The organism is Azospirillum sp. TSH64 (genome assembly GCF_003116035.1).
Taxonomy (GTDB): Bacteria; Pseudomonadota; Alphaproteobacteria; order Azospirillales; family Azospirillaceae; genus Azospirillum.
In genome coordinates this window covers 880,967-903,902 of the sequence record NZ_LGQW01000015.1, presented here as the reverse complement: position 1 = coordinate 903,902, position 22,936 = coordinate 880,967, and the positions used below count along the sequence as shown (strand labels likewise).

Sequence of the window (22,936 nt, the reverse complement as noted above, 5' to 3'; positions counted from 1 at the left end):
CGGCTGAAGAGCCCGGTGCGGCACGGACCCGATGTCCGGCCGCCGCCGGGCTTCGGCGTACCGCCATGTCGTTGAAAGGCGTTCCATGAACTGGCTTACCAACTACGTCCGTCCCAAGATCCGCGCGCTCTATGCCCGCAAGGAAGTGCCCGACAACCTCTGGCACAAGTGCCCGAGCTGCGAGTCGATGCTGTTCCACCGCGAGCTGGAAGAGAACCTGCACGTCTGCCAGCATTGCGGCTTCCACATGCGGCTCGACCCGGTCAAGCGGCTGGAGACGATGTTCGACGACGGCGCCTATGAGGGCGTCGAGCTGCCGAAGTCGGTCGCCGACCCGCTGAAGTTCCGCGATCAGAAGCGCTACACCGACCGCCTGAAGGAAGCCCAGACCAAGACCGGCCGCACCGACGCCATCGTCGTCGGCGAGGGCCGCATCGGCGGCCATGCCGCCGTGGTCGCCGCCTTCGATTTCGGCTTCATGGGCGGGTCGATGGGCATCGCCGTCGGTGAAGGGCTGCTGACCGCCGCCCGTCTGGCGGTGGCGAAGAACGCCCCGCTGATCGTCGTTCCGGCCTCGGGCGGCGCCCGCATGCAGGAAGGCATCCTGTCGCTGATGCAGATGCCGCGCACCACCATCGCGGTGGAGATGGTCAAGGAAGCCGGCCTGCCCTACATCGTGGTGCTGACCGACCCGACCACCGGCGGCGTCACCGCCAGCTTCGCCATGCTGGGCGACATCCACATCGCCGAGAAGGGCGCGCAGATCGGCTTCGCCGGCGCCCGCGTGATCGAGAGCACGATCCGCGAGACCCTGCCCGAAGGGTTCCAGCGGTCCGAATACCTGCTGGAGCACGGCATGGTCGACATGGTCGTCCACCGCCGCGACCTGCGCCCGACGCTTGTCCGCACCATCGGCCTCTTGATGACGCCGCGGATCGACGCGGTGGTCGAGGATATCGACCTGACCGCCGCCCAGGGTGTTGCCCAGGGCGTCGGCGGTGAGCCGGTCCAGCTGCCTCAGGGGGCGGTGTCCCAGCCGGGCACGCCGCTGCCGCCTGCCACCCAGGCGACCGCGGCCCAGCCGGCCTCTACGGCGGAGCCGGTCCAGGCCGGCGACTGACCGTCCATACCCCTGCGACAATCCGACCAGAGACGATCATGAGCGACGCCCCGACCCCGCTGGCCAACCCGTCCGCAAGGCTGGCGGCGACCCGTTCCGATCCGGTGCTGGATCGGTTGAAGGGGCTTCACCCCAAGGTCATCGACCTGTCGCTGGACCGGGTGCACCGTCTGCTGGCGGCGCTGGACCATCCGGAGCGGAAGCTGCCGCCGGTGGTCCATGTCGCCGGCACCAACGGCAAGGGATCGACGGTCGCCTTCCTGCGCGCGATGCTGGAGGCGGCCGGCCATCGCGTCCATGTCTACACCTCGCCGCATCTCGTCCGCTTCCACGAGCGCATCCGCCTTGCGGGGCGCCTGATCGACGACGATCATCTGGCCGCCCTGCTGGAGGAATGCGAGGTCGCCAACGCCGGCAACCCGATCACCTTCTTCGAGGTGACGACGGTCGCCGCCTTCCTCGCCTTCTCCCGCGTGCCGGCCGAAGTGGTGCTGCTGGAGACCGGCCTGGGCGGGCGGCTCGACGCCACCAATGTGGTGGACAGGCCGGCGGTGACGGCGATCACCCGCATCTCCTACGATCATCGCCAGTTCCTGGGCGACTCGCTGCTGGAGATCGCCAGCGAGAAGGCCGGCATCTTCAAGCCTGGAGTCCCCGTGGTCCTGGCGCCGCAGCCGGAAGCCGACGCGCTGAAGGCCTTGAACCTGCGCGCCAACGCCATCGCCGCGCCGATCCAGAGCTGGTCGGTCGAGGAGCGTCCGGACGGTTTCCGCTTCGAGAGCGCCAAGCGGCGGCTCGACCTGCCGATGCCCGGACTGGCCGGCGCCCACCAGATCACCAATGCCGGCGTCGCCATCGCCTGCCTCGACCATCTGCCGCTGGCGGTGGACGACGAGGCGGTGCGCCGAGGCCTCGCCGCCGTCGAATGGCCGGCCCGCCTGCAACGGCTGACCCGCGGCCCGCTGGCCGAGAGCCTGCCCGCGGGGTGGGAGCTGTGGCTGGACGGCGGCCACAACGATTCGGCGGGCGAGGTTCTGGCCCGCCAGGCGGTCGACTGGTCGCGCGGGCAAGCGGATGCGGGGCAAGCGGATGAGGGATTGGATGGCGGCTCTCCTCTGCCGCTGCTGCTGATCTACGGCATGCTGTCCAGCAAGGATCCGTTCGAGTTCCTGGGGCCGCTGGCCCCCTTCACCCATTCCCTGCGCGCGGTGGCGATCCCCGGCGAGGAAGCCAGCTTCACCGCCGAGGAATCCTGCGAGACCGCCAATCTCTGCGGCATCCGCGACCACGCCGCCGCCGACGGGGTGGACGCCGCCCTGGCCGATCTGGTGGCCAACCGGCAGAGCCCGGCGCGCGTCCTGATCTGCGGCTCGCTCTACCTTGCCGGCACGGTGCTGGCGGAGAACGGGTGACATTTCGGGATTTCCGACCGCAACCACCCATGGACCACCGGAACCGCCGGCAATGGCTGTTGCCGGCGCATCAGTTTCCTTGTTCACCTGACCGGGGAGGAGGATCTGGAGATGGCCGGAAAGGTCCGGTAGCTCTTGGAATTGCGAAGTTGGGGTGTCCGCCGAGGCCCTGACTGTTGCCTGTTGCACAGGGGGCGCCTCGATTCACCCCAGTGGTTGCCCCCTTCACACCAACCCCTTTAAGATGATTTTGAAATTCTCTCCGCATTTTATGCGGGAGATTTCATAGTGGAAAACGATCCTGGCGCGAGGTGAAGGCCAACCGGATCGCATTCTTCGGGGATGAGATTTTGAGCCAAACAGATAGCGATTTCAGCGACTTTATCGTCTTCGTGGACGAGAGCGGCGATCACAACCTGACCTCGATCAACCCAGAATTTCCCCTGTTCGCCCTGGCCTTCTGCATCCTGCGAAAAACGGATTACGCGACCAAGGTCGCGCCAGCGCTCGACAGCTTGAAGTTCGACACGTTCGGCCACGACCTGACTGTGTTGCACAGCCGCGACATCCGCAAGCAGCAGGGGGATTTCGCCGTGCTGCGCGATGCCGGAAGGCGCACCGCGTTCTTGGATGGTCTGTCCGCCGTAATCGAGGAAGCGCCCTTCACCCTTTGCGTCACAGCGATCGACAAGATCAGGCATAAGCAAAAATACAAGAACCCATACAACCCCTATCACCTGTCTTTGGAATACTGCCTTGAACGAACCTATCCCTTCCTGATCGCTCAGGGGCAGCAGGGAAAGCGCACCCATATCATCGCCGAATCGCGGGGCAAGGCGGAAGACAGGGATCTGGAATTACAGTTCCGCCGTATTCTCGATGAGTATGAAGACTGGGATCATCATTTCGAGTTGCGCTTCGCGTCGAAAGCTTGCAACTCGGTGGGGCTGCAACTGGCCGATCTGGCGGCGCATCCGGTCGCCCGTCATGTCTTGGCGCCCGATCAATTCAACCGCGCTTTCGGCATCGTGGAAAAAAAGTTGATGACCGATGGCCTGACCGGGATGGCTCGCCTGAACCGCCCGACATCCCGCGTCAAAGGTTATGAGGGGATCGGATTGAAAATCTTCCCCTAGCCTGAAAAGCGAAAAGGCTCTGGATCACTCCAGAGCCTCAACGCCGTTCGAGAAAGCCCGAACCATTTGCGAGATATATAGTGAAATCCGGGTGCGTCCGTCAAGATATATCGTAACATCTAACGCTGCGCATGGGGACGGAGCGGTCTCGCGCTGGGGAGTGGGGCCGATCCGCGACTTCTTTGGCAGCCCGAGCCTGATCCCCGAACCTGATCGAAGCGACCAAGGGGCTGTTCGCGACCATCTCCGCTTTCACCGCGTCGGCCAGAGTGATGGCCGACCAATTGGGCATCCGCATCGTGCTGATCGACAGCATCCTATTGGCCAAGATCATAATCCGGCATGAGGTCGGATACAGGATCGAGGAATCCTTAGCACTTCAAGAGAGTGGTATTCAAATGGCAGTCGCGGCGGAACCGCCGGCGGGCCATCGGGTCCGTCGGCAACGTCTGCTGAACGCGCAAGGCCCAAAACGAAAAAGCGGGCCAGATGCCGTTCCCGGCAACGCCCGCTGACCTTCTACCGACTTGTCTCACCCTTCCAGGGAAGGGGAAAATGGTGGAGCCGAGGAGGATCGAACTCCCGACCTACGCATTGCGAACGCGTCGCTCTCCCAGCTGAGCTACGGCCCCACACTCACACCGTTGCGTCTTCGTCGCCCCGGCGTGGCGCGGATATTGTCCATCGCGGGGGGTGCTGTCAAGCGCTTGATTCAGAAAAAATGACGTGTGCGTGCGATGACGTCGGAGGGGGCTCGGGATGGAGCGCAGGGCGGGGCATAGGACGGCCGATCCGCCGCAGGCCGCCCGGCCGATCGGCGGGCCGCCGTACTGGACAGGCCTCTCCGCTTATGCTTAGGGTGCCCGGAAAAGGCTGGCGCCCGCTGCGCAACCCTCTGCGCGCGGCCGTCGCAAAAACCGCACTGGAGCTGGCCCGGCATGATCGCGCTGTATTTGCTCATCAACACCATCCTGGATCTGTTCTTCTGGGTCCTGATCCTGTCGGCGATCCTCAGCTGGCTGGTGGCGTTCAACATCGTGAACACGCGCAACCGCGCGGTCTACCTGATCGGCGATTTCCTGTACCGCATCACCGAGCCGGTGCTGCGCCCGATCCGCCGCGTCCTGCCCAACCTGGGCGGGCTGGACCTGTCGCCCATCGTCGTGCTGCTGGCGATCTCCTTCATCCAGAACCTGATGGCCCAATACTGGCCGCGCTTCTGATCGTGGCATCCTCCTCCCCCTTCGAGGCGGTGGCCGACGGGCTGCGGGTGGCGCTTCGGGTGACGCCCAAGGCGTCGCGCAACGCGGTGACCGGCACGGCCGATGCGGTCGATGCGAAGGGGGAGGGGAAACGGGTGCTCAAGCTGGCGGTCACGGCGGTGCCGGAAAACGGCAAGGCCAACGAGGCCGTCATAAAACTGTTGTCGAAGGCGTGGAAACTGCCCAAGACCAGCCTGACCGTGGTGGCCGGCGCCACCGACCGGAACAAGATTTTGCATGTGGCGGGCGACCCGGCGGAATTGCTGGCGCGGCTGTCGCCCCTGATCGACGATGTGGGCAGCGAGGGTGGAGAGTAGCATGGCGGACGCGAAGATCATCGACGGCAAGGCCTTTGCGGCCGGCCTGCGTGCGCGGGTGGCGGATGGCGTGGCGGCGTTGAAGGCCAGCCACGGCGTCACCCCCGGTCTGGCCGTCGTGCTGGTGGGTGAGGATGCGGCCAGCCAGGTCTATGTCCGTTCCAAGGAGCGGGCGCTGGTCGAGTTGGGCATGAACAGCTTCGACCATCACGAGCCGGCCGACATGGCCGAGGCCGACCTGCTGGCGCTGATCGACCGGCTGAACGCCGACCCCGCCGTGCACGGCATCCTGGTCCAACTGCCGCTGCCCAAACACATCGACACCCAGAAGGTGCTGGCCCGCATCGTCCCGGAAAAGGACGCCGACGGCTTCCACGTCGTCAATGCCGGCCTGCTCGCCACCGGCCAGCCGGGCGCCATCGTGCCCTGCACGCCGCTGGGCAGCCTGCTGCTGATCCGCGACACGCTGGGCCGCGACCTGAAGGGCAAGCGGGCGCTGGTGCTCGGCCGCTCCAACATCGTCGGCAAGCCGATGGCCCAGCTCCTGCTCCAGGCCGACTGCACGGTGACGCTGGCCCATTCCCGCACGGCCGATCTGGCCGGCGAATGCCGCCGCGCCGACATCCTGGTGGCGGCGGTCGGCCGGCCGGAGATGGTGCGCGGCGACTGGATCAAGCCGGGGGCCACCGTGATCGACGTCGGCATCAACCGCGTTCCGGCGGCGGAACCGGGCAAGACCCGCCTGGTCGGCGACGTCGCCTTCGACGAGGCGGTCAAGGTCGCCGGCGCCATCACGCCGGTTCCCGGCGGCGTCGGCCCGATGACCATCGCCTGCCTGATGCTGAACACGCTGGCCGCGGCCTGCCGCGCCGCCGGCGCGCCGGTGCCGGAAGAGGCTGCCCTTTGATCACCGTCCATGCCCGTGCCGAAGACGGGCGGGTGGTGCGCCAGCCGCTGGACCTCGGCGAGCCTTTGCCGGGCGGCGCCGTCTGGATCGACCTTCTGCGTCCGACCGAAGCGGAGCGCGCCCATGTCGGCGCGCTGACCGGCTGCGACCTGCCGACGCGCGAGGAGATGAAGGAGATCGAGGCCTCCAGCCAGCTCTATGTCGAGGGGGAGGGGATCTACATGACCTCTCCCATCATCTCGCGCGCGACCTCGCCGCATCCCGAGCAGGGCGAGCTGACCTTCGTGCTGACCCCGCGCCACCTGATCACGCTGCGCTACACCGAACCGCTGCCGGTCATCACCTTCGCCGCCCGCTGCGTCCGCCAGCCGGAACTGCTGGCGACGGGAGAGAGCGCGCTGTTCGGCCTGCTGGACGCGGTGATCGACCGGGTCGCCGACGTGCTGGAGCTGGTCGGCGGCCGCATCGACGAGCTGTCGGCCCGCGTCTTCGACGATTCGCTGGACGGTGGCGGCTTCGGCAAGGCGGCCAAGAAGCCGGACGAGCTGCAGGACGTGCTGCGCGGCATCGGCCGGGCCGGCGACCTGACCCACAAGGTGCGCGACAGCTTGGCCGGCCTCGACCGGCTGGTGGTGTTCATGACCTCGGTCAGCGGCGGGCGGCTGAACAAGGACCAGAAGACCGCGCTGAAGACGATGACGCGCGACTTGCGGTCCCTGACCGAGCATGCCGGCTTCCTGGCGCACGAGGCGAACTTCCTGCTCGACGCCACGCTGGGCCTGATCAACATCGAGCAGAACGCCATCATCAAGATCTTCTCGGTCGTCTCGGTGGCGCTGATGCCGCCGACGCTGATCGCGTCGGCCTATGGCATGAACTTCAAGCACATGCCGGAACTGGACTGGGAGTTCGGCTACCCGATGGCCATCCTGCTGATGGTGCTGTCGGCGGTGGTCCCGCTCTGGTATTTCCGCCGGCGCGGCTGGCTGTAAACCCACCTTCAACAGGGAAATCCCGCCGATGACGACCATCCTGCCCGACGCCGCCCTCGACGCGCTTCTGGCGCAGGATGTTCCCTACGGCGACCTGACCACCGGCTCGCTCGGCATCGCCGCCCGTCATGCCCGCATGAGCTTCGCCGCCCGCGGCGCCATGGTGCTGGCGGGGACGGAGGAGGCGGCGCGTCTGGTGGAGAGGGCCGGCGGCCGGGTCCTGCGCGTCGAGCCCAGCGGCACCGCCGTCGAGGCCGGAGCGCTCTTCCTCGAGGCGGACGGCCCGGCCGGGGCGCTGCACCATGCCTGGAAGGTGGCGCAGACCCTGGTCGAATACGCCTCCGGCATCGCCACCCGGGCCCGCCGCATCGTCGAGGCGGCTCCCGGCGTGACCGTCGCCTGCACCCGCAAGAACTTCCCCGGTGCCAAGGATCTCAGCGTCAAGGCGGTGCAGGCGGGCGGGGCGGTGATGCACCGTCTGGGCCTGTCGGAAACGCTGCTGGTCTTCCCCGAACACCGCGCCTTCCTGAGCGACGCTCCGGAGGCCTGGATCGCGGCGCTGCGCCGCAAGGCGCCGGAAAAGAAGATCGTGGTGGAGGTCGGGTCGATGGAGGAGGCCGTGGCCTTCGCAGAGGCCGGCGCCGACGTGATCCAGCTGGAAAAGCTGCCGCCCGCCGCCGCCCGCGCGGTGATCGAGGCGACAAGGCACCTGACGCCGCCGCCGGTGGTGGCCCCGGCCGGCGGGGTGACCGAGGCGAACGCCGCCGCCTATGCCGCGGCCGGCTGCCGCCTGCTGATCACCTCGGCCCCCTTCTTCGGCCAGCCCGCCGACGTGAAGGTCGTGCTGGGGCCGGCGTAAAAGCGAAGCCCGCGACGGCAGGTCGCAGTCACCGGAATTCCTGATTTTGCGAGTGAAAGCGCTTCCGCAATACCTATGCGTGCGCCACAGTGGCGGCGCGGACGGGATGGCGGACCGGCCGCCATCCCCGCCGCTTGCGAGGAGTGAAGAGGATGTTGCATATCCTCAAGCTCCTGATCCTCCTGCTGGAGATCGTCAAGCGGCTGCTTGACCTCTACCGGTAAGGATCGGGCCGGCGGGCAGGGGATAGCAGCCCCTGCCCGCCAAGCCTGATATTGCCCCATCCGTGCCTGTAGTCAACCGACGGTATAGAAACCTCTACGCTGCCAGCCCGCCGCCCAGTTCGATGCGGACCTCCACCACGCCGGGCTCGTCCAGGTTCTCCTTGCGGACGAACCCCAGCGCGCGGCACATGTTCAGCATGTTGGTGTTCTCGCGCAGAACCTCGCCATAGACCTCCTTGATGCCGCGCGAGCGGGCGTAATCGAGGATCTTGTTCATCATGATATAGCCCAGACCCTGGCCCTTCATGTCGGACCGCACCATCACCGCATATTCGGCGCGGCGGTTGTCGGGGTCGGCGGTGATGCGCACCACGCCATACATGATGGTGTCGCCGGTCTGCGGGTCGGGACCGACGGCGATCAGCCCCATCTCGCGGTCGTAGTCGATCTGGGTCAGCCGCGCCGCCGCCTGGTGCGACAGCCGTTTCAGCGGGGCGAAGAAGCGCAGGCGCAGGTCTTCCGCCGTCTGGTTCTCCACCAGATGGTGCACCAGCGGCTCGTCCTCCGGCAGGATCGGGCGGACGAAGAACTGGCGGCCGTCCTTGATGGTGATGCGGTCTTCCAGCGACTTGGGATAGGGGCGGATCGCCAGCCTCGCCGCCCCGGCCAGGGCCGGCACGCCGACCTTGATGCGGGCGTCCAGCGCCGTCACGCCGTCGGCGTCGGCCAGCAGCGGGTTGATGTCCATCTCCGCGATCTCGGGGAAATCGACGACCAGCTGGCTGACCTTGTTCAGCGTCAGCGCCACCGCGTCCAGATCGACCGCCGCGCGTGAGCGGTAGCCCTGGAGCTGGCGGTGGATGCGGGTGCGGCTCATCTGTTCGGCCGCCAGCTTCATGTTCAACGGCGGCAGGGCCAGCGCGTAATCCTCCACCACCTCGACGCCGATGCCGCCCTCGCCGAACAGCAGGACCGGGCCGAACATCTCGTTCTCGGTCATGCCGACGATCAGCTCGTAGGCGTCGGGGCGGACCGCCATCTCCTGCACGGTGAAGCCCTCGATCTTCGCCTCCGGCGCCAGCTCGGCGACGCGGGCCAGCATCGCCTCGGCCTCGGCCTTCACGTCCTCCGGGCTGGTCAGGCCGAGAGCGACGCCGCCGACGTCGGACTTGTGGGTGATGTCGTGCGACAGGATCTTCAGCGCGATCGGCCCGCCGATGACGCGGGCGGCGGCGGCGGCCTCCTCCGGCGTCTGGGCGACGCGGGTGTCGACCACCGGGATGCCGTAGGCGGCCAGCACGCGCTTGGCCTCATACTCGCTCAGCCACTCGCGCTTCTCGGCCATGGCGCGGGAGATCACCTTCTTCACGGTGATCTCGTCGGGCTGGAAATCCTCCGCCACCGACGGCGGGGTCTCCATCAGCAGCTGCTGGCTGCGGCGGTAGCGCACCAGATGCATGAAGGCGCGCACCGCGTCGGACGGGCCGCTGTAGGTCGGGATGCGGGCCTCGGCAAACAGCTTGCGCGCCTCCACCGCCGACTGGTCGCCGATCCAGCTGGTCAGCACCGGATGGCGGCGCGCCTTGTTGGCCTGCACCGTCTCCGCCACCGCCTGGGCGATGGCCTCGCTGTCGGTCAGGGCGGACGGGCAGTGCAGGACCAGCACGGCGTCGTTGCCGGTGTCCTGCATCAGCGCGTTCAGCGCCTCGGCATAGCGCTTGGGCGTGGCGTCGGCGCCGATGCGCAGCGGGTTGCGGAAGGGGGTGCCGCCCGGCTGCCCTCCACCCGGCTGGGGGCCGAGCGCCTTGGCCAGCGCCTCCTGCGTCTCATCCGCCATGGCGGCGAGCCGGCCGCCGGCCTGGATCAGCTTGTCGGTGGCCATCACCCCCATGCCGCCGCCGTTGGTCAGGATCGCCAGCCGGTCGCCGGTGATCGGCACCCCGGTGCCCAGCGTGCCGGCGGCGTCGAACAGCTCGGCCAGATCGTTGACCCGCAGCACGCCGGCCCGGCGGAACACCGCGTCATAGACGGCGTCCGACACCGCCAGGGCGCCTGTGTGGCTGGCCGCGGCCTCCTGCGCCTCGTCCGACCGGCCGGCCTTGATGACGATCACCGGCTTCTGGCGCGAGGCGGAGCGGGCGGCCGACATGAATTTGCGGGCCTGGGTGATGCTCTCGATATAGAGCAGGATGGCGCGCACGGTGACGTCGGAGGCCAGATAGTCCAGCAGGTCGCCGAAATCGACGTCGCCGCGGTCGCCCAGCGACACCAGATGCGAAAAGCCGATCCCGCGCGAGGTCGCCCAGTCGGCGACCGAGGTCAGCACCATGGAACTCTGCGCCACCAGCGCCACGTCGCCCTTGCGCGGCGCCACCGGCGCGAAGCTGGCGTTCATGCCGCGGCCGGGCACCATGGCGCCCAGGCTGTTCGGGCCCAGCACCCGCATCAGATAGGGCTTGGCGGTGTCCAGCATCGCCTGGGTCTGGTCGGCCGACATGCCCTTGGTCATGACGATGGCGGCCTTGGTCCCGCGCTTGCCCAGCGCGTCGATGGTCGCCGCCACCGTGTCCGGGGCGGTGCAGATGACGCCCAGGTCCGGGGTGATCGGCAGGCTGTCCACCGTCTTGTAGGTCAGCACCCCTTCCACCGCGCGCTCTGTCGGGTTGACCGGCATCACCGGCCCGTCGAAGCCGGCCTGGAACAGGTTGCGGGCCACCACCGCCCCCACCGTGCCGGGCTTGCGGCTGGCGCCGATCAGGGCGATGGAGGCGGGCTTGAACAGCTTGTCGAGGTTGCGAACGGTCATGACCGGATCCGGGGCTGGGATAAGGCGCCGGCCCCCAGTCTGCCACGGGATGCCGACGGTTTTGATGACGAACAGCGTGGGCCCGGACTTTCATCCCCGCCATTTGCTGCGGCGCAACATTACGGGCTGGTATGACCATTGGGCAAGGGGGCGTTTCGTCGCGCCTATTGAAAACGGGAAAGGAGTGAAAACAAGGGGGAGTTGTCGTGTTGCGCCTTGCGGAGGGGCGCCGACACCCCCCAAGCTGTCGATCGTCCGTACGCCAACTTGCGCAAGGGAGCCTGTTCATGAAGGTCGGAATCGTCGGGGCGGGGTTCGTCGGCAGCACCGCCGCCTTCGCCATGGTGACCACCGGAGCGGCCAGCGAGGTCGTGCTGGTCGACATGAACGAGGCGCTGGCCCAGGCCCAGGCGCAGGACATCGCCCATGCCGTGCCCTTCACCCATGCCGTCACCGTCCGCGCCGGCTCCTACGCCGCGCTGGAGGGGGCGGGGGTGGTCGTGCTGTCGGCCGGCGTCGCCCAGAAGCCGGGCGAAACCCGGCTGGAGCTGCTGGAACGCAACGCCAAGGTGTTCGGCGCCATCATCCCGGAGGTGCTGAAGGCGGCCCCCGACGCCGTGCTGCTGGTCGCCAGCAACCCGGTGGACGTGATGACGCAGATCGCCACCCGCATCAGCGGCCTGCCGCGCAACCGGGTCATCGGCTCCGGCACCGTGCTGGACACCGCGCGCTTCCGCGCCCTGCTGGCCGAACAGCTGGCGGTGACGCCGCGCTCCGTCCACGCCCATGTGGTGGGCGAGCATGGCGACTCGGAGGTGCTGCTGTGGTCGAGCGCCACCGTCGCCGGCCTGCCCGTCGAGCAGGCGGCCGCCCAGCTCCGCCGCAGCCTGACGGCGGACGACCGCGCCGCCATCGACGAGGGCGTGCGCCGCGCCGCCTACCGGATCATCAACGGCAAGGGCCACACCGCCTTCGGGATCGGCGGCGGGCTGGCCCGGCTGGTCGCGGCCATCGGCGCCGACGAACGGATGGTGGCGACCTGCGCCATGCTGACCGACGACGTCTGCGGCGTGCCGCAGATCGTGCTGTCGCTGCCGCGCGTCATCGGTGCCGGCGGCGTGGTGGACACCGTTCTGCCCAACCTGTCGGCGGAGGAGGAGACGGCGCTCCGCCGCAGTGCCGAAATCCTGAAGGAGGCCGCCGACGGCGTCGAACGCCGGATGGGCTGGGCCGGTTGACGCTACCCGGCATGATCCGTCGATACATGATCCCGTAGATCCGCCGCCAGCCCGTCGAAGACGGCGCGGCAGCGGGGGGTGGAGCGCAGATCCTCGTGCATGGCGACCCACATGCCCATCGGCATGTCGAAAGCGTCGGCCAGCAGCCTGACCAGTTCGGGATTGCGCCGCGCCAGCGGGACCTGGCAGATGCCGATGCCGAACCCGGCCTCGATGGCCGACAGCTGGGCCAGATGGCTGTCGGACCGCAGGGCGAAGCGGGGCAGGGCGAGGCCCGGCGCCCGCCGCATCATGGAACGGATGTCCGGCGTCTCGCGGTCGAAGCCGATCAGGCTGTGGCGGCCGAGATCCTCCAGACACTGCGGACTGCCGTGGCGGTCGAGATAGTCGCGGTGGGCGTACATGCCGAGCGCGATGACGCCGATCCGCTTCACCAGCAATGCCTGCTGGTCGGGCTCCACCATCCGCACAGCCACATCGGCGTTGCGTTGCAACAGGTCGTCGACGGCGTTCGACAGCACCAGTTCGATCTCCAATGCTGGATGGCGGTCGCGCAGGTCTGCCAGGATCGCCGGCAGGATGCGGGCGCCCACCACCTCGCTGGCGGTGACCCGCACCGTGCCGCGCACCTCCGCCCCGCCACCCGTCGTCCCACTGCCTTTCCCGCCATAGCCCGATGCGGTGCGCCACAGGCTGGCCGCCGCCGCGTCCAGCGCCTCCGCCTGCGGTTTCAGCGCCAGCGCCGCGTCGGTGGGGTCCAGCCCGCGTGGCGAGCGCACGAACAGCGGGCCGCCGACCGCCTCCTCCAGCGCCGCGACATGGCGGGCCAGCGTCGGTTGTGTCAACCCCAGGGCACGCGCCGCCGCCGACAGCGACCCCTCGCGGATCACGGCCAGGAAACTGCGGTAAAGGTCCCAACTGGGCGGCGGATGGCTCATCGATTTCAGTATAGCGGTTAGCCGCAGTTCGACAATTCCGTTCAGCCCGCCCCCAGGTCCATCCTTCTCCATCACCAAGCGGAAGGCGATGGAGGCAGCGATGGCAGGACAGATGACCGGTAAAGGCAGGACCGCTCTGGTCTTGGGGGCGACCGGCGGGATCGGCGGCGAACTGGCGCGGGCGCTGGTGGCGCGCGGCTGGACCGTGCGCGGGTTGCGCCGCAAGCCGGCCAAACAAGGGCAGCCACAGCCGGACGGCATCGAATGGGTGGTCGGCGATGCGATGAACGCCGCCGACGTGAGGGCGGCGGCCGAGGGGGCGGCGCTGATCGTCCATGCGGTGAACCCGCCCGGCTACAAGGATTGGGATCGGTTGGTTCTACCCATGGTCGACAACAGCATCGCCGCCGCCGTCGCCAACAATGCCCGCATCCTGCTGCCCGGCACCGTCTACAATTACGGCCCCGACGTCTTCCCGCTGATCCCGGAAACCGCGGCGCAGGCCCCGCTGACCCGCAAGGGCGCCATCCGGGTGGAGATGGAGCGCCGTCTTCATCTTGCGGTGGGACAGGGTGCGCGGCTGTTGATCCTACGCTGCGGCGACTTCTTCGGGCCCAGGGCCGCCAACAGCTGGTTCAGCCAGGGCCTGCTGACGCCCGGCAAGCCGCCGACCCGCATCAACCAGCCCGGCCGGCCGGGGGTCGGCCATCAGTGGGCCTATCTGCCCGACGTGGCGGAAACGGCGATGCGCCTGCTCGACCGCGAGGCGGAGCTGGGCGACGACGCGATGTTTCACATGGACGGCCATTGGGATGCCGATGGAAGCCGGATGGTCGCGGCCATCGCGCATGCCCTTGGCAAGCCGGATCTGCCGGTGCGGCGCATGCCCTGGTGGCTGCTGCGGCTGGCCGGCGTGGCGGTGCCGCTGTTCCGCGAACTCGGCGAGATGCGCTATCTCTGGCAACGTCCGGTGCGGCTGGACAACCGGCGCCTGCTGGCCTTCCTGGGCGGGGAACCGCACACGCCCCTGGACCTCGCGGTGCGCCGGACCCTCGAAGGGCTGGGGCATCTCCCCGCTCAGCCGGCGGCTATGCCGGAGACGGGGAGACGCATACCCGACCTTGCGACCTCAAGCCGACAAGGCTGAGGCCGCAAGGTTCAAACCATCAACCCTCAGACCACCGGGCCCGGGTTGCCCTTGTTGGCTTCCAGGGCGCGGGCGAGGCCTTCCTCGATCTTCTTGGCGGCCTCTTCGGCGTTGCCCCAGCCGCGGACCTTCACCCACTTGTTCTTCTCGAGATCCTTGTAGTGCTCGAAGAAGTGGGCGATCTGCTCGGTCACGATGGCCGGCAGGTCGGTGTAGTTCTTCACGTCGGTGTAGAACGGGTGCAGCTTGTCGACCGGAACGGCCAGCAGCTTCTCGTCCTCGCCGGCCTCGTCCTCCATGTACAGGACGCCGATGGGACGCGAGCGCAGGACGGCACCCGGGACGACGCCGTGCTGGCCGACGACGCAGACGTCGACCGGGTCGCCGTCACCCGACAGGGTGTGCGGGATGAAGCCGTAGTTGCAGGGATAGAACATCGCGGTGTGCAGGAAGCGGTCGACGAACACGGCGCCCGAGTCCTTGTCGACCTCGTACTTCACCGGCTGGCCGCCGATCGGAATCTCGATGACGACGTTGACGTCCCAGGGCACGTTCTTGCCCGCGGCGAGCTTGCTCAGATCCATGTATCGCGTTCCTTCGACTGGCGTATTCAGGGCACGTTCTTGTTTTGGCGCCGATGCCCGGTCCGGCGCCACGCGGGGCGGGAGTTTAGGCGGAACGCACCCTGAGTCCAAGGAACTTGCGCGGGCTCTTGCGCAGGTGCGGCAAAGCGGCAACCCTGCCGGTCATGCCCCGTCCGATCCTTCTTTTTTTCACCCTTCTGGCCTTGCTGTCGCCTCATCCGGCGTCCGCGGACTCGCCGCATCACGGCATCGCCATGCATGGCGATCTGGCCTTGCCGGCGGACTTCACCGCCCTTCCCTACGTCAACCCGGCCGCACCCAAGGGCGGGACCATCCGGCAGGCGGTGACCGGCAGCTTCGACAGCCTGCACCCGCACATCGTCAAGGGTGTGCCGGCGCTGGGCATGGGCTACGTCTTCGAGACGCTGCTGACGCGCTCGTGGGACGAGCCCTTCTCGCTCTACGGGCTGCTGGCCGACCGGGTCGAGGTGGAGGACGACCGCTCCGCCGTCACCTTCCACATCGACCCGAAGGCGCGCTGGCAGGACGGCACGCCGCTGACCGCCGCCGACGTGCTGTTCTCGCTGGAGGCGCAGCGGCGGGACGGCACCCCCAACCGCCGCCTGTTCTACGCCAAGGTCACGGCGGCCGAGGCGCCCGACCCCCAGACCGTCCGCTTCGCCTTCGCCGCCAACCCCGACGGAACCATCGACCGCGAGATGCCCTTGCTGATGGGGCTGATGCCGATCCACTCCAAGGCCTTCTGGGCGGGGCGCGATTTCAGCCGCACGACCTTGGAGCCGATCCTGGGCAGCGGCCCCTACCGCGTCGCGTCGGTCGATCCCGGCCGCCGCATCGTCTATGAGCGGGTGCGCGATTATTGGGGCCGCGACCGGCCGGTCCGTGTCGGACAGTTCAATGCCGACCGGCTGGAGTTCGACTATTACCGCGACGATTCGGTGGCGCTGGAAGCCTTCAAGGCCGGGCAGGGAGACGTTCGTTACGAAAGCGATCCGGCCAAATGGGCCACCGGCTACGACGGTCCCGCCCTGCGTGACGGCCGCATCGTCCGGGAGGAACTGCCCAACCACCGCCCCGAACCGGCGCGCGGCCTGATCTTCAACACCCGCCGTCCCCTGTTCGCCGATGTCCGGGTCCGCCGGGCGCTGGGGATGGCGCCGGATTTCGACTGGATCGGCCGCAGCCTGTTCCACGGCCTGCTGACCCGCACCGCCAGCTACTATCCCAATTCCGAGCTTGCCGCCCAGGGACTGCCTCAGGGCGAGGAGTTGCAGGCGCTGGCGCCCTTCCGCGACCGCCTGCCGCCCGATCTCTTCACCAAGCCCGTCACCCTGCCGGAAGCCGGCAACGGTAGCGGCAACGCCAGCGGCAAAGGTAGTGGCAACGGGCCGGCCGGCCTGCGCGCCAACCGGCGCGAGGCGCTGCGGCTGCTGGAGCAGGCCGGCTGGCGGGTGCGCGACGGCCGGCTGACCGACGATGCCGGAAATCCTTTCGCGTTCGAAATCCTCCTGTCGGACCCAGCGGAGGAGCGGGTGGCGCTGGAATTCGCCCGCTCGCTGGAGCCGCTGGGGATCGCGGCCCGCGTCCGTACGGTGGACAGCGCCCAGTTCCAGGCTCGGCTGGAACGTTTCGAGTTCGATATGACCATGCGCTGGTGGGCGTCCAGCCTGTCGCCGGGCAACGAGCAGCTCTATTATTACGGATCCGATGCGGCCGGGCAGGAGGGTAGCCGCAACCTTGCCGGCATCCGCGACCCGGTGGTCGATGCGCTGGCCCGTTCCATCGCCGCCGCCACCACGAGGGAATCCCTGGTCGGCCGGGTGCGGGCGCTCGACCGGGTTCTGCTGTGGGGGCATTACATGGTTCCGCTCTATCACAGCCCGGTCGACCGCATCGCCCGCTGGGCGACCCTGCACCGCCCCGCCATCACCCCGCTCTATGGCCCGATGATTGAAAGCTGGTGGGTGGAATAGCGGAAGAGACAATGAAAACGGCTGGCGGCTTCCCTTGCGCTCTCCCTCGCCGCACCGCATCATCGCGGCAAAGACAACGTCGGTAACGACGAGACGGGGGAGTTTGTCAACCATGCCGACCGCCAAGCAGCGCGTCACCCTTGCCGCTTTCGCCGCCATGATGGCGCTGGCCGCCGCATCGCAGGCGGCGCTGGCCCAGCCGCGCACCGACCTCGTCGTCGGCATGGCGCTGGAGCCGCCGCATCTGGACCCGACCGCCGGTGCGGCCGGGGCGATCAAGGAGGTCACCTACGCCAACCTGTTCGAGCCGCTGCTGCGCGTCGATGCCGACGGCAAGCTGGTGCCCGGACTGGCGGAGCGCTGGAACGTGTCGGAAGACGGGCTGACCTACCGCTTCACCCTGCGCCCGAACGCGAAGTTCCACGACGGCACCACCGCCGATTCCGCCGACGTGAAATTCACGCTCGACCGCGCCCGCGCCGCCGAGTCGGTCAACGCCCAGAAGGCCTATTTCGCCCCCATCGCCAAGGTGGAAACGCCGGATCCGCAGACGGCGGTCGTCACCCTGTCGCGCCCCGACGGCCTGTTCCTGTTCCACATGGCGAGCGGCGACGCCGCCATCGTCGCCCCGGAATCGGCGGCGACCAACAAGCAGAAGCCCGTCGGCACCGGCCCCTTCAAGTTCGACCGCTGGGTCGCCGGCGACCGCGTCGTGCTGGTGCGCAACCCCGACTATGACGGGGCGAAGCCGAAGATCGACCGCGTCACCTTCCGCTTCATCAGCGACCCGGCCGCCCAGGTGGCGGCGCTGAAGGCCGGCGACATCGACGCCTTCACCCTGTTCAGCACCTATGAAGCCCTGCCGGAATTCCGCAACGACCCGGCCTTCACGGTCATGGTCGGCTCGACGGAGGGCGAGACGCTGCTGTCGACCAACAACGCCCGCAAGCCCTTCGACGATGTCCGCGTCCGCCGCGCCATGGCCCATGCCATCGACCGCCAGACGCTGATCGAGGGCGTGCTCTACGGCAACGGCGTCGCCATCGGCAGCCATTTCCCGCCGCACCGCGAGGGCTATGTCGATTTGACCGGGATGTATCCCTACGACCCGGCCAAGGCGAAGGCTCTGCTGGCCGAAGCCGGCTATCCGAACGGCTTCGACACCACGCTGCGCCTGCCGCCGCCGCCCTATGCGCGCCGCGGCGGCGAGCTGGTCGCCGCCATGCTGGCCGAGGTCGGCATCCGGGCGAAGATCGAGCCGGTGGAGTGGGCGGCCTGGCTGGAAAAGACGTTCAAGGGCAAGGATTACGACCTGACCATGATCGCCCACACCGAGCCGCTGGACATCGACATCTACGCCCGGCCCGACTACTACTTCAATTACAAGAGCGAGCGTTTCAACGCCCTGAACGACGAGTTGAACCGTACCCAGGACCCGGCCAAGCGCAACGCCCTCTACGGCGAGCAGCAGAAGGTCCTGGCGGAGGATGCGGTCAACGGCTTCCTCTTCATGCTGCCGTCGGTGACGGTGCAGAAGGCCGGCCTGACCGGCATGTGGGTGAACCGCCCGGTCCAGGCCAACGACGTCACCGGCGTGTCCTGGAAATAACGCAAGGCAAGTAAGGCCAAGGTAAGGATAGACCCGCGTGCTTGCGTTCCTGCTGCGACGGCTGGCCAGCCTGATCGTCACCGTCTGGCTGGCCAGCATCGTGGTCTTCACGGTGCTGCAACTGGTTCCCGGCGACCCGGCGCTGCTGATGCTGGGCGTCAATGCCCAGCCCGACACGCTGGCCGCGCTGCGCAGCCAGATGGGGCTCGACCAGCCCATCCTTACCCGCTACCTCCACTGGGCCGGCGGGCTGGCGCGCGGCGACCTCGGCGTCAGCCTGACCTATGCCCGCCCGGTGGCCGATCTGGTGGCGGAGCGGCTGGCGGTCACCCTGCCGCTGTCGCTGCTGTCGCTGGTCCTCAGCACAATGCTGGCCCTGCCGCTCGGGCTGCTGGCGGCGGCGCGGCGGGGCAGGGGGAGCGACTGGGCGGTGCTGGGCTTCGCGCAGCTCGGCGTGTCGATGCCCAGCTTCTGGATCGCCATCCTGTTGATCCTGCTGTTCTCGCTGACCCTGCACTGGTTTCCGGCCGGCGGCTTTCCCGGCTGGAGCGGCGGCGTCGGCCCGGCGCTGCACGCCCTGCTGCTGCCGGCATTGGCGCTGGCGGTGCCGGAGGCCGCCATCCTCGCCCGCGTCACCCGCACCGCCGTGCTCGACACGCTGGGAGAGGACCATATCCGCACCGCCCGCGCCAAGGGGGTGGGCCGCATGGCCGTCCTGCTGCGCCACGCCCTGCCCAACGCCCTGATCCCGGTGGCGACGGTGCTGGGATTGCAGATCTCCTTCCTGGTGGCGGGTGCTGTGGTGGTGGAGAATGTCTTCACCCTGCCGGGGCTGGGCCGGCTGCTCTATCAGGCCATCGGCCAGCGCGACCTGATCGTGGTGCAGGGGGTGGTCGTGCTGCTGGCGCTGTTCGTCGTTCTGGTGAACGCCCTGGTCGACATCGCCTGCGCACTGGCCGATCCCCGGCCCAAAGGAGGGGAGTCGTGAGGCGGAAGCTCCCCCTCTCCCTCCATCTCGGCGCCGGGCTGACCCTGCTGCTGGTCGCCATCGCGCTTCTGTCGCTGCTGTGGACGCCCTACCCGGCGGAGCAGGTGCGGGTGGTCGCCCGGCTGAAGCCGCCCACCGCCGCCCATTGGCTCGGCACCGACCATTTCGGGCGCGACGTGCTGTCGATGATCATGGTCGGCGCCCGCAACTCGCTGGCCGTCGGTGCCGCCGCGGTCGGGCTGGGGCTGCTGGCCGGGGTGCCGCTGGGGCTGTTGGCCGCCGCGCTGGGACGTTGGGGGGACGAGGTTGTGGCGCGGCTGGGCGACCTGGTCTTCGCCTTTCCCGCCGTGCTGACGGCGATCCTGCTGACCGCCGCCCTGGGCGCCGGCGCGGTCAACGTCGTCGTGGCGCTGGCGCTGTTCAACGCCGCGGTGCTGGCCCGCGTCACCCGCGGCGCCGCGCTGGCGGTGTGGCGGCGGCCCTTCGTCGGGGCGGCGCTGGCGCTGGGGCGGGGACCGCTGTCGGTGACGCTGGTGCATGTGCTGCCCAACATCGCCGGCATCGTCGTGGTCCAGGCCACCGTCCTGTTCGCCGTCGCCATCGTCAACGAGGCGGCGCTGAGCTATCTCGGCCTTGGCATCCAGCCGCCCAGTCCCAGCTGGGGCAAGATGCTGGGCGATGCCCAGACCTACCTGTTCACCGCCCCGTTGCAGGCGGTGTTTCCCGGCGTCGCGATTGCGCTGAGTGTCATGGGGCTGACCATGCTGGGCGACGGCTTGCGCGACTGGCTCGACCCGCGGCACCGGTCTTCGGGAGTGATGTGAGCCGGGCTGATATGACCCCTCACCCCGCCTGCCGCGTCCGCTCCGACAGTTCGATCAGGTCCATCAGCTCGTTGCTCTTCCAATAGCGCGACTTGCCCACTTCGGTGCGCGCCGTGGCGACGAGGTCGTCGATGATCGCCTGCTCGTCGTCGCCAAGCGCGCCGCCGCGCTCCAGACGGTGCGACAGCAGGCGGGTCATGTTGTGGCTGAAGGTCGGGATCCAGGCGCTGACCCGCTGGCCGAACACGCCGGCGATGGCGTTGATGCGCAGGAGATGCTCCATCCGCTCGTCGAGCGGGTCGGTTTCCTCGAACTTCATCGCCTTCTCGACATTGGCGCGCAGCTCCTCCAGCAGGGTTTCGCGCCACTTCACCAGATCGTAGGTCTCGAAGCCGAAGTCGCGCGACATCGCCTGCCAGCGCCACAGCAGCCGGTCCAGCCAGACGATGTCGGCATGGTCGATCACCGGCTGGCGCCGGGCGGCGGCGGCCTGGGCGGAGCGTTCCATCGCCACCGCGGCGACGCGGCTGCCGATGATCTTCGCCGCCTGGGTCCAGGCGTTGCGGAAGGCCGGCTCGCTGCGACGGTCCTCCATCAGCCCGGCCGAGGTCGCGGCGTGGACCAGCTGGTCCAGCCGCTGCACCAGCGCCTCCAGCCGCGCCTTTTCCTTGGCGCTGGGCCGGATGGCGGAGCCGGGGACCCGCTCGTTCAGCTTCAGGACGACGCTCAGCGCCGCGGTCAGCGCGCGGGTGACGCCGATGAAATGGCCGGTCAGCGCCGCGGTCATGGCGTCGCCGCGGCCGGGATCGACGCCGCTCTGCCGGATATAGAGCGCCGCCACCGGATAGTTGCGCTTCACCGACAGCACCGACAGCGGCAGCATGGCCGCCAGATCGTCGCCGCAGCGGTCGCGCAGCGATTCGGTGGCGTCCAGCAGCAGGTCGGCCAGCCGGTTCGCCTCCGTCTCGCCGCTGCAACTGGCGGGGAAATCCTCCAGCCGGTCGGCAACCGGCTTCACCGGCCCCTCGGCGTTGGTCAGGATCAGATGCATCAGCCGCAGCGTGGCGAGGTCGATGTGCGGCGTCTTTTCCAGGAAGCCCGACATCAGGCGGGTGCGGCGCGGCCGGTTGCGCGACATGCCGGCCAGCAGCTCGTCCACCGCCTTCTTGTTCGCCAGCACGGCGTCGAGATGCTTCACCGACGCGACGCGCATCCGCTCCTTCATCACCATGGCGACGGGGGAGCGCAGGATGCGGTCGATCACGTCGCCGCGCGCCATCTCGTCCAGCGTTTCCTGTGCCTCGACCGCCAGCAGGGGGAAGGCGTCGCGGCTCAGCGCCTCCCACAGGGCGCCGACATCGACCCGTTGCAGCATGCCGGGAACCGAGACGCCGGAGTGGTACAGCACGTCGTCGTCGATCAGGAAGGCTTCGAACAGGTTGGTGAACAGGCGGCGGGCGCGGTTGGTGCGCTGGCGGTTCAGATACTCGATGACATATTGGCGGACGAGCTGGACCCGGTCGGTCGGCTCGCTGTCCATGCCTTCGATCTCGCTCAGCAGGCTGTAGACGAGGCTGGCCGGCAGCCGCGTCACCAGGGCGTCGATCTTCTGGCGCAACTCGTCCTGGCGCAGTTCGTCTGGGTGCAGCTCGTCCGGGCGGAGGTCGCCGGTCAAATCGTCGCTCATGCGCGGGCCGCCACGCGATGTTGAAGGCGTCGGCGGGCGCAGGCGCTCCGCCGCGCGTCATTTAGGACGCAAACTGTAAATTTTTATGTAATGAACCGGGCGCGCCTTCCCCGGCCGGATGGGACCGGACGGGAAGGGCGCGCCCCGGTCGGGGGGCCGGTCCAGGGGGCCGGTCAGCCGTTCCGCTGCTTGGCGATCGGCTGCGAGAATTGCAGCTCGATGTCCCAGGGGAAGTGGATCCAGGTGTCCTGGCTGACTTCGGTGATGAAGGTGTCGACCAGCGGCCGGCCGGCCGGCTTGGCGTAGACGGTGGCGAAATGCGCCTTCGGCAGCATCTTGCGCACGATCTCCGCCGTCTTGCCGGTGTCCACTAGGTCGTCGATGATCAGCCAGCCCTCGCCGTCGCCGGCCTTGGCGCCTTCGACGCCCTTCAGGATCGTCGCGTTGCGCTGTTGCTGGTGGTCGTAGCTGGAGACGCAGACGGTGTCGATCATGCGGATCTCAAGCTCGCGCGCGATGATCGCCGCGGGAACCATGCCGCCGCGCGTGATCGCGATGATGCCCTTCCACGGGCCGCGGTCGATCAGGCGCCAGGCCAGCGCCTTGGCATTGCGGTGGAGCTCTTCCCAGGACACCGGGAAATGCTTGTTGAAGGGGGCTTCGGCCACGGTACTGACTCTCCAAAAACAGCAAGTGGACTGTATAACCCAGCCGCCGCCGCCCGGCAATCCGGGGCGGTTCGGCCGTCCGGGACCCGCGGTCGCAGGGGCTGCCGCAGGGGGCTTGCTGGCGGGGCGAAAATTCGTGAAAAAAGCGCTTGCGGGGCAGGGGGCTTCTGAGTATGTTGCGCGCCTCGACGCCGACGGCCTGCCGCCGACGCCGGGACAGACGA

General features: G+C 68.5%; 20 protein-coding genes and 1 tRNA gene. 15 read left to right on the top strand and 6 right to left on the bottom strand.

The window, feature by feature from the left end:
• The first annotated feature begins 85 nt into the window (after positions 1–85).
• From accD to TSH64_RS35245, 4 genes are all read left to right on the top strand, one after another.
• Entirely contained in the window at positions 86–1,120 is a 1,035-nt protein-coding gene (gene accD / locus TSH64_RS05510; protein ID WP_109095892.1) for an acetyl-CoA carboxylase, carboxyltransferase subunit beta, read from the top strand.
• Positions 1,121–1,158: 38 nt separating this feature from the next.
• Positions 1,159–2,532 (top strand): folylpolyglutamate synthase/dihydrofolate synthase family protein, encoded by a 1,374-nt coding sequence (locus tag TSH64_RS05505; protein ID WP_109095891.1) that lies wholly within the window; start codon positions 1,159–1,161, stop codon positions 2,530–2,532.
• A 311-nt stretch (positions 2,533–2,843) separates the two neighbouring features.
• The gene (locus tag TSH64_RS05500; RefSeq protein ID WP_199237479.1) at positions 2,844–3,668 is read left to right on the top strand and encodes a DUF3800 domain-containing protein; all 825 of its coding nucleotides are present in this window, start codon (positions 2,844–2,846) and stop codon (positions 3,666–3,668) included.
• Positions 3,669–3,940: 272 nt separating this feature from the next.
• Entirely contained in the window at positions 3,941–4,183 is a 243-nt protein-coding gene (locus TSH64_RS35245; protein WP_146207988.1) for a hypothetical protein, read from the top strand.
• Positions 4,184–4,224: 41 nt separating this feature from the next.
• On the opposite strand, the gene TSH64_RS05490 is transcribed toward TSH64_RS35245, so the two are convergent.
• Positions 4,225–4,300: transfer RNA gene (locus TSH64_RS05490), tRNA-Ala, on the bottom strand.
• 306 nt (positions 4,301–4,606) lie between these two features.
• On the opposite strand from TSH64_RS05490, the gene TSH64_RS05485 reads away from it, so the two are divergent.
• From TSH64_RS05485 to modD, 5 genes are read left to right on the top strand one after another with little or no spacing between them, the layout of a single operon-like run.
• Positions 4,607–4,891, top strand: coding sequence for a YggT family protein (locus TSH64_RS05485; protein WP_109095889.1), 285 nt, complete (start codon positions 4,607–4,609; stop codon positions 4,889–4,891).
• 2 nt (positions 4,892–4,893) lie between these two features.
• Positions 4,894–5,247: a DUF167 family protein gene (locus TSH64_RS05480; RefSeq protein ID WP_158285346.1), complete on the top strand. Its 354-nt coding sequence runs from the start codon at positions 4,894–4,896 to the stop codon at positions 5,245–5,247.
• Between the two features lies 1 nt (position 5,248).
• On the top strand, positions 5,249–6,154 hold the full coding sequence (gene folD, locus TSH64_RS05475) for a bifunctional methylenetetrahydrofolate dehydrogenase/methenyltetrahydrofolate cyclohydrolase FolD (RefSeq protein WP_109095888.1): 906 nt from the start codon (positions 5,249–5,251) through the stop codon (positions 6,152–6,154).
• Positions 6,151–7,146 (top strand): magnesium transporter CorA family protein, encoded by a 996-nt coding sequence (locus TSH64_RS05470; RefSeq protein ID WP_109095887.1) that lies wholly within the window; start codon positions 6,151–6,153, stop codon positions 7,144–7,146. Before folD ends, TSH64_RS05470 begins: the two co-directional genes overlap by 4 nt.
• Positions 7,147–7,174: 28 nt before the next feature.
• On the top strand, positions 7,175–8,005 hold the full coding sequence (gene modD / locus TSH64_RS05465; protein WP_109095886.1) for a ModD protein: 831 nt from the start codon (positions 7,175–7,177) through the stop codon (positions 8,003–8,005).
• Between the two features lie 318 nt (positions 8,006–8,323).
• Here the strand turns inward: modD and TSH64_RS05460 are convergent, their stop codons facing one another.
• On the bottom strand, positions 8,324–11,035 hold the full coding sequence (locus tag TSH64_RS05460; RefSeq protein ID WP_109095885.1) for a bifunctional acetate--CoA ligase family protein/GNAT family N-acetyltransferase: 2,712 nt from the start codon (positions 11,033–11,035) through the stop codon (positions 8,324–8,326).
• 287 nt (positions 11,036–11,322) lie between these two features.
• On the opposite strand from TSH64_RS05460, the gene TSH64_RS05455 reads away from it, so the two are divergent.
• The gene (locus TSH64_RS05455) at positions 11,323–12,273 is read left to right on the top strand and encodes an L-lactate dehydrogenase (protein ID WP_109095884.1); all 951 of its coding nucleotides are present in this window, start codon (positions 11,323–11,325) and stop codon (positions 12,271–12,273) included.
• A gap of 2 nt (positions 12,274–12,275) precedes the next feature.
• On the opposite strand, the gene TSH64_RS05450 is transcribed toward TSH64_RS05455, so the two are convergent.
• Positions 12,276–13,211 carry a LysR family transcriptional regulator gene (locus TSH64_RS05450; RefSeq protein ID WP_109095883.1) on the bottom strand — a complete coding sequence of 312 codons (936 nt, stop codon included), beginning with the start codon at positions 13,209–13,211 and terminating at the stop codon, positions 12,276–12,278.
• 112 nt (positions 13,212–13,323) lie between these two features.
• On the opposite strand from TSH64_RS05450, the gene TSH64_RS36565 reads away from it, so the two are divergent.
• Complete coding sequence (locus TSH64_RS36565; RefSeq protein WP_282188095.1) at positions 13,324–14,358, top strand: NAD(P)H-binding protein; 1,035 nt, start codon at positions 13,324–13,326, stop codon at positions 14,356–14,358.
• A 26-nt stretch (positions 14,359–14,384) separates the two neighbouring features.
• On the opposite strand, the gene ppa is transcribed toward TSH64_RS36565, so the two are convergent.
• Entirely contained in the window at positions 14,385–14,942 is a 558-nt protein-coding gene (ppa, locus tag TSH64_RS05440) for an inorganic diphosphatase (RefSeq protein WP_012975242.1), read from the bottom strand.
• 254 nt (positions 14,943–15,196) lie between these two features.
• On the opposite strand from ppa, the gene TSH64_RS05435 reads away from it, so the two are divergent.
• The 4 genes from TSH64_RS05435 to TSH64_RS05420 all read left to right on the top strand — a co-directional run bounded on the left by TSH64_RS05435 (position 15,197) and on the right by TSH64_RS05420 (position 20,357).
• Complete coding sequence (locus tag TSH64_RS05435) at positions 15,197–16,936, top strand: extracellular solute-binding protein (RefSeq protein WP_247872770.1); 1,740 nt, start codon at positions 15,197–15,199, stop codon at positions 16,934–16,936.
• Positions 16,937–17,048: 112 nt separating this feature from the next.
• Positions 17,049–18,545 (top strand): ABC transporter substrate-binding protein, encoded by a 1,497-nt coding sequence (locus TSH64_RS05430; protein ID WP_109095881.1) that lies wholly within the window; start codon positions 17,049–17,051, stop codon positions 18,543–18,545.
• A 37-nt stretch (positions 18,546–18,582) separates the two neighbouring features.
• The gene (locus tag TSH64_RS05425) at positions 18,583–19,533 is read left to right on the top strand and encodes an ABC transporter permease (protein ID WP_109095880.1); all 951 of its coding nucleotides are present in this window, start codon (positions 18,583–18,585) and stop codon (positions 19,531–19,533) included.
• The gene (locus TSH64_RS05420) at positions 19,530–20,357 is read left to right on the top strand and encodes an ABC transporter permease (RefSeq protein WP_109095879.1); all 828 of its coding nucleotides are present in this window, start codon (positions 19,530–19,532) and stop codon (positions 20,355–20,357) included. Before TSH64_RS05425 ends, TSH64_RS05420 begins: the two co-directional genes overlap by 4 nt.
• A gap of 19 nt (positions 20,358–20,376) precedes the next feature.
• Here the strand turns inward: TSH64_RS05420 and TSH64_RS05415 are convergent, their stop codons facing one another.
• Positions 20,377–22,044 (bottom strand): hypothetical protein, encoded by a 1,668-nt coding sequence (locus tag TSH64_RS05415; protein ID WP_109095878.1) that lies wholly within the window; start codon positions 22,042–22,044, stop codon positions 20,377–20,379.
• A gap of 173 nt (positions 22,045–22,217) precedes the next feature.
• Positions 22,218–22,712 carry a xanthine phosphoribosyltransferase gene (gene gpt, locus TSH64_RS05410; RefSeq protein ID WP_012975236.1) on the bottom strand — a complete coding sequence of 165 codons (495 nt, stop codon included), beginning with the start codon at positions 22,710–22,712 and terminating at the stop codon, positions 22,218–22,220.
• Positions 22,713–22,936: the final 224 nt, after the last annotated feature.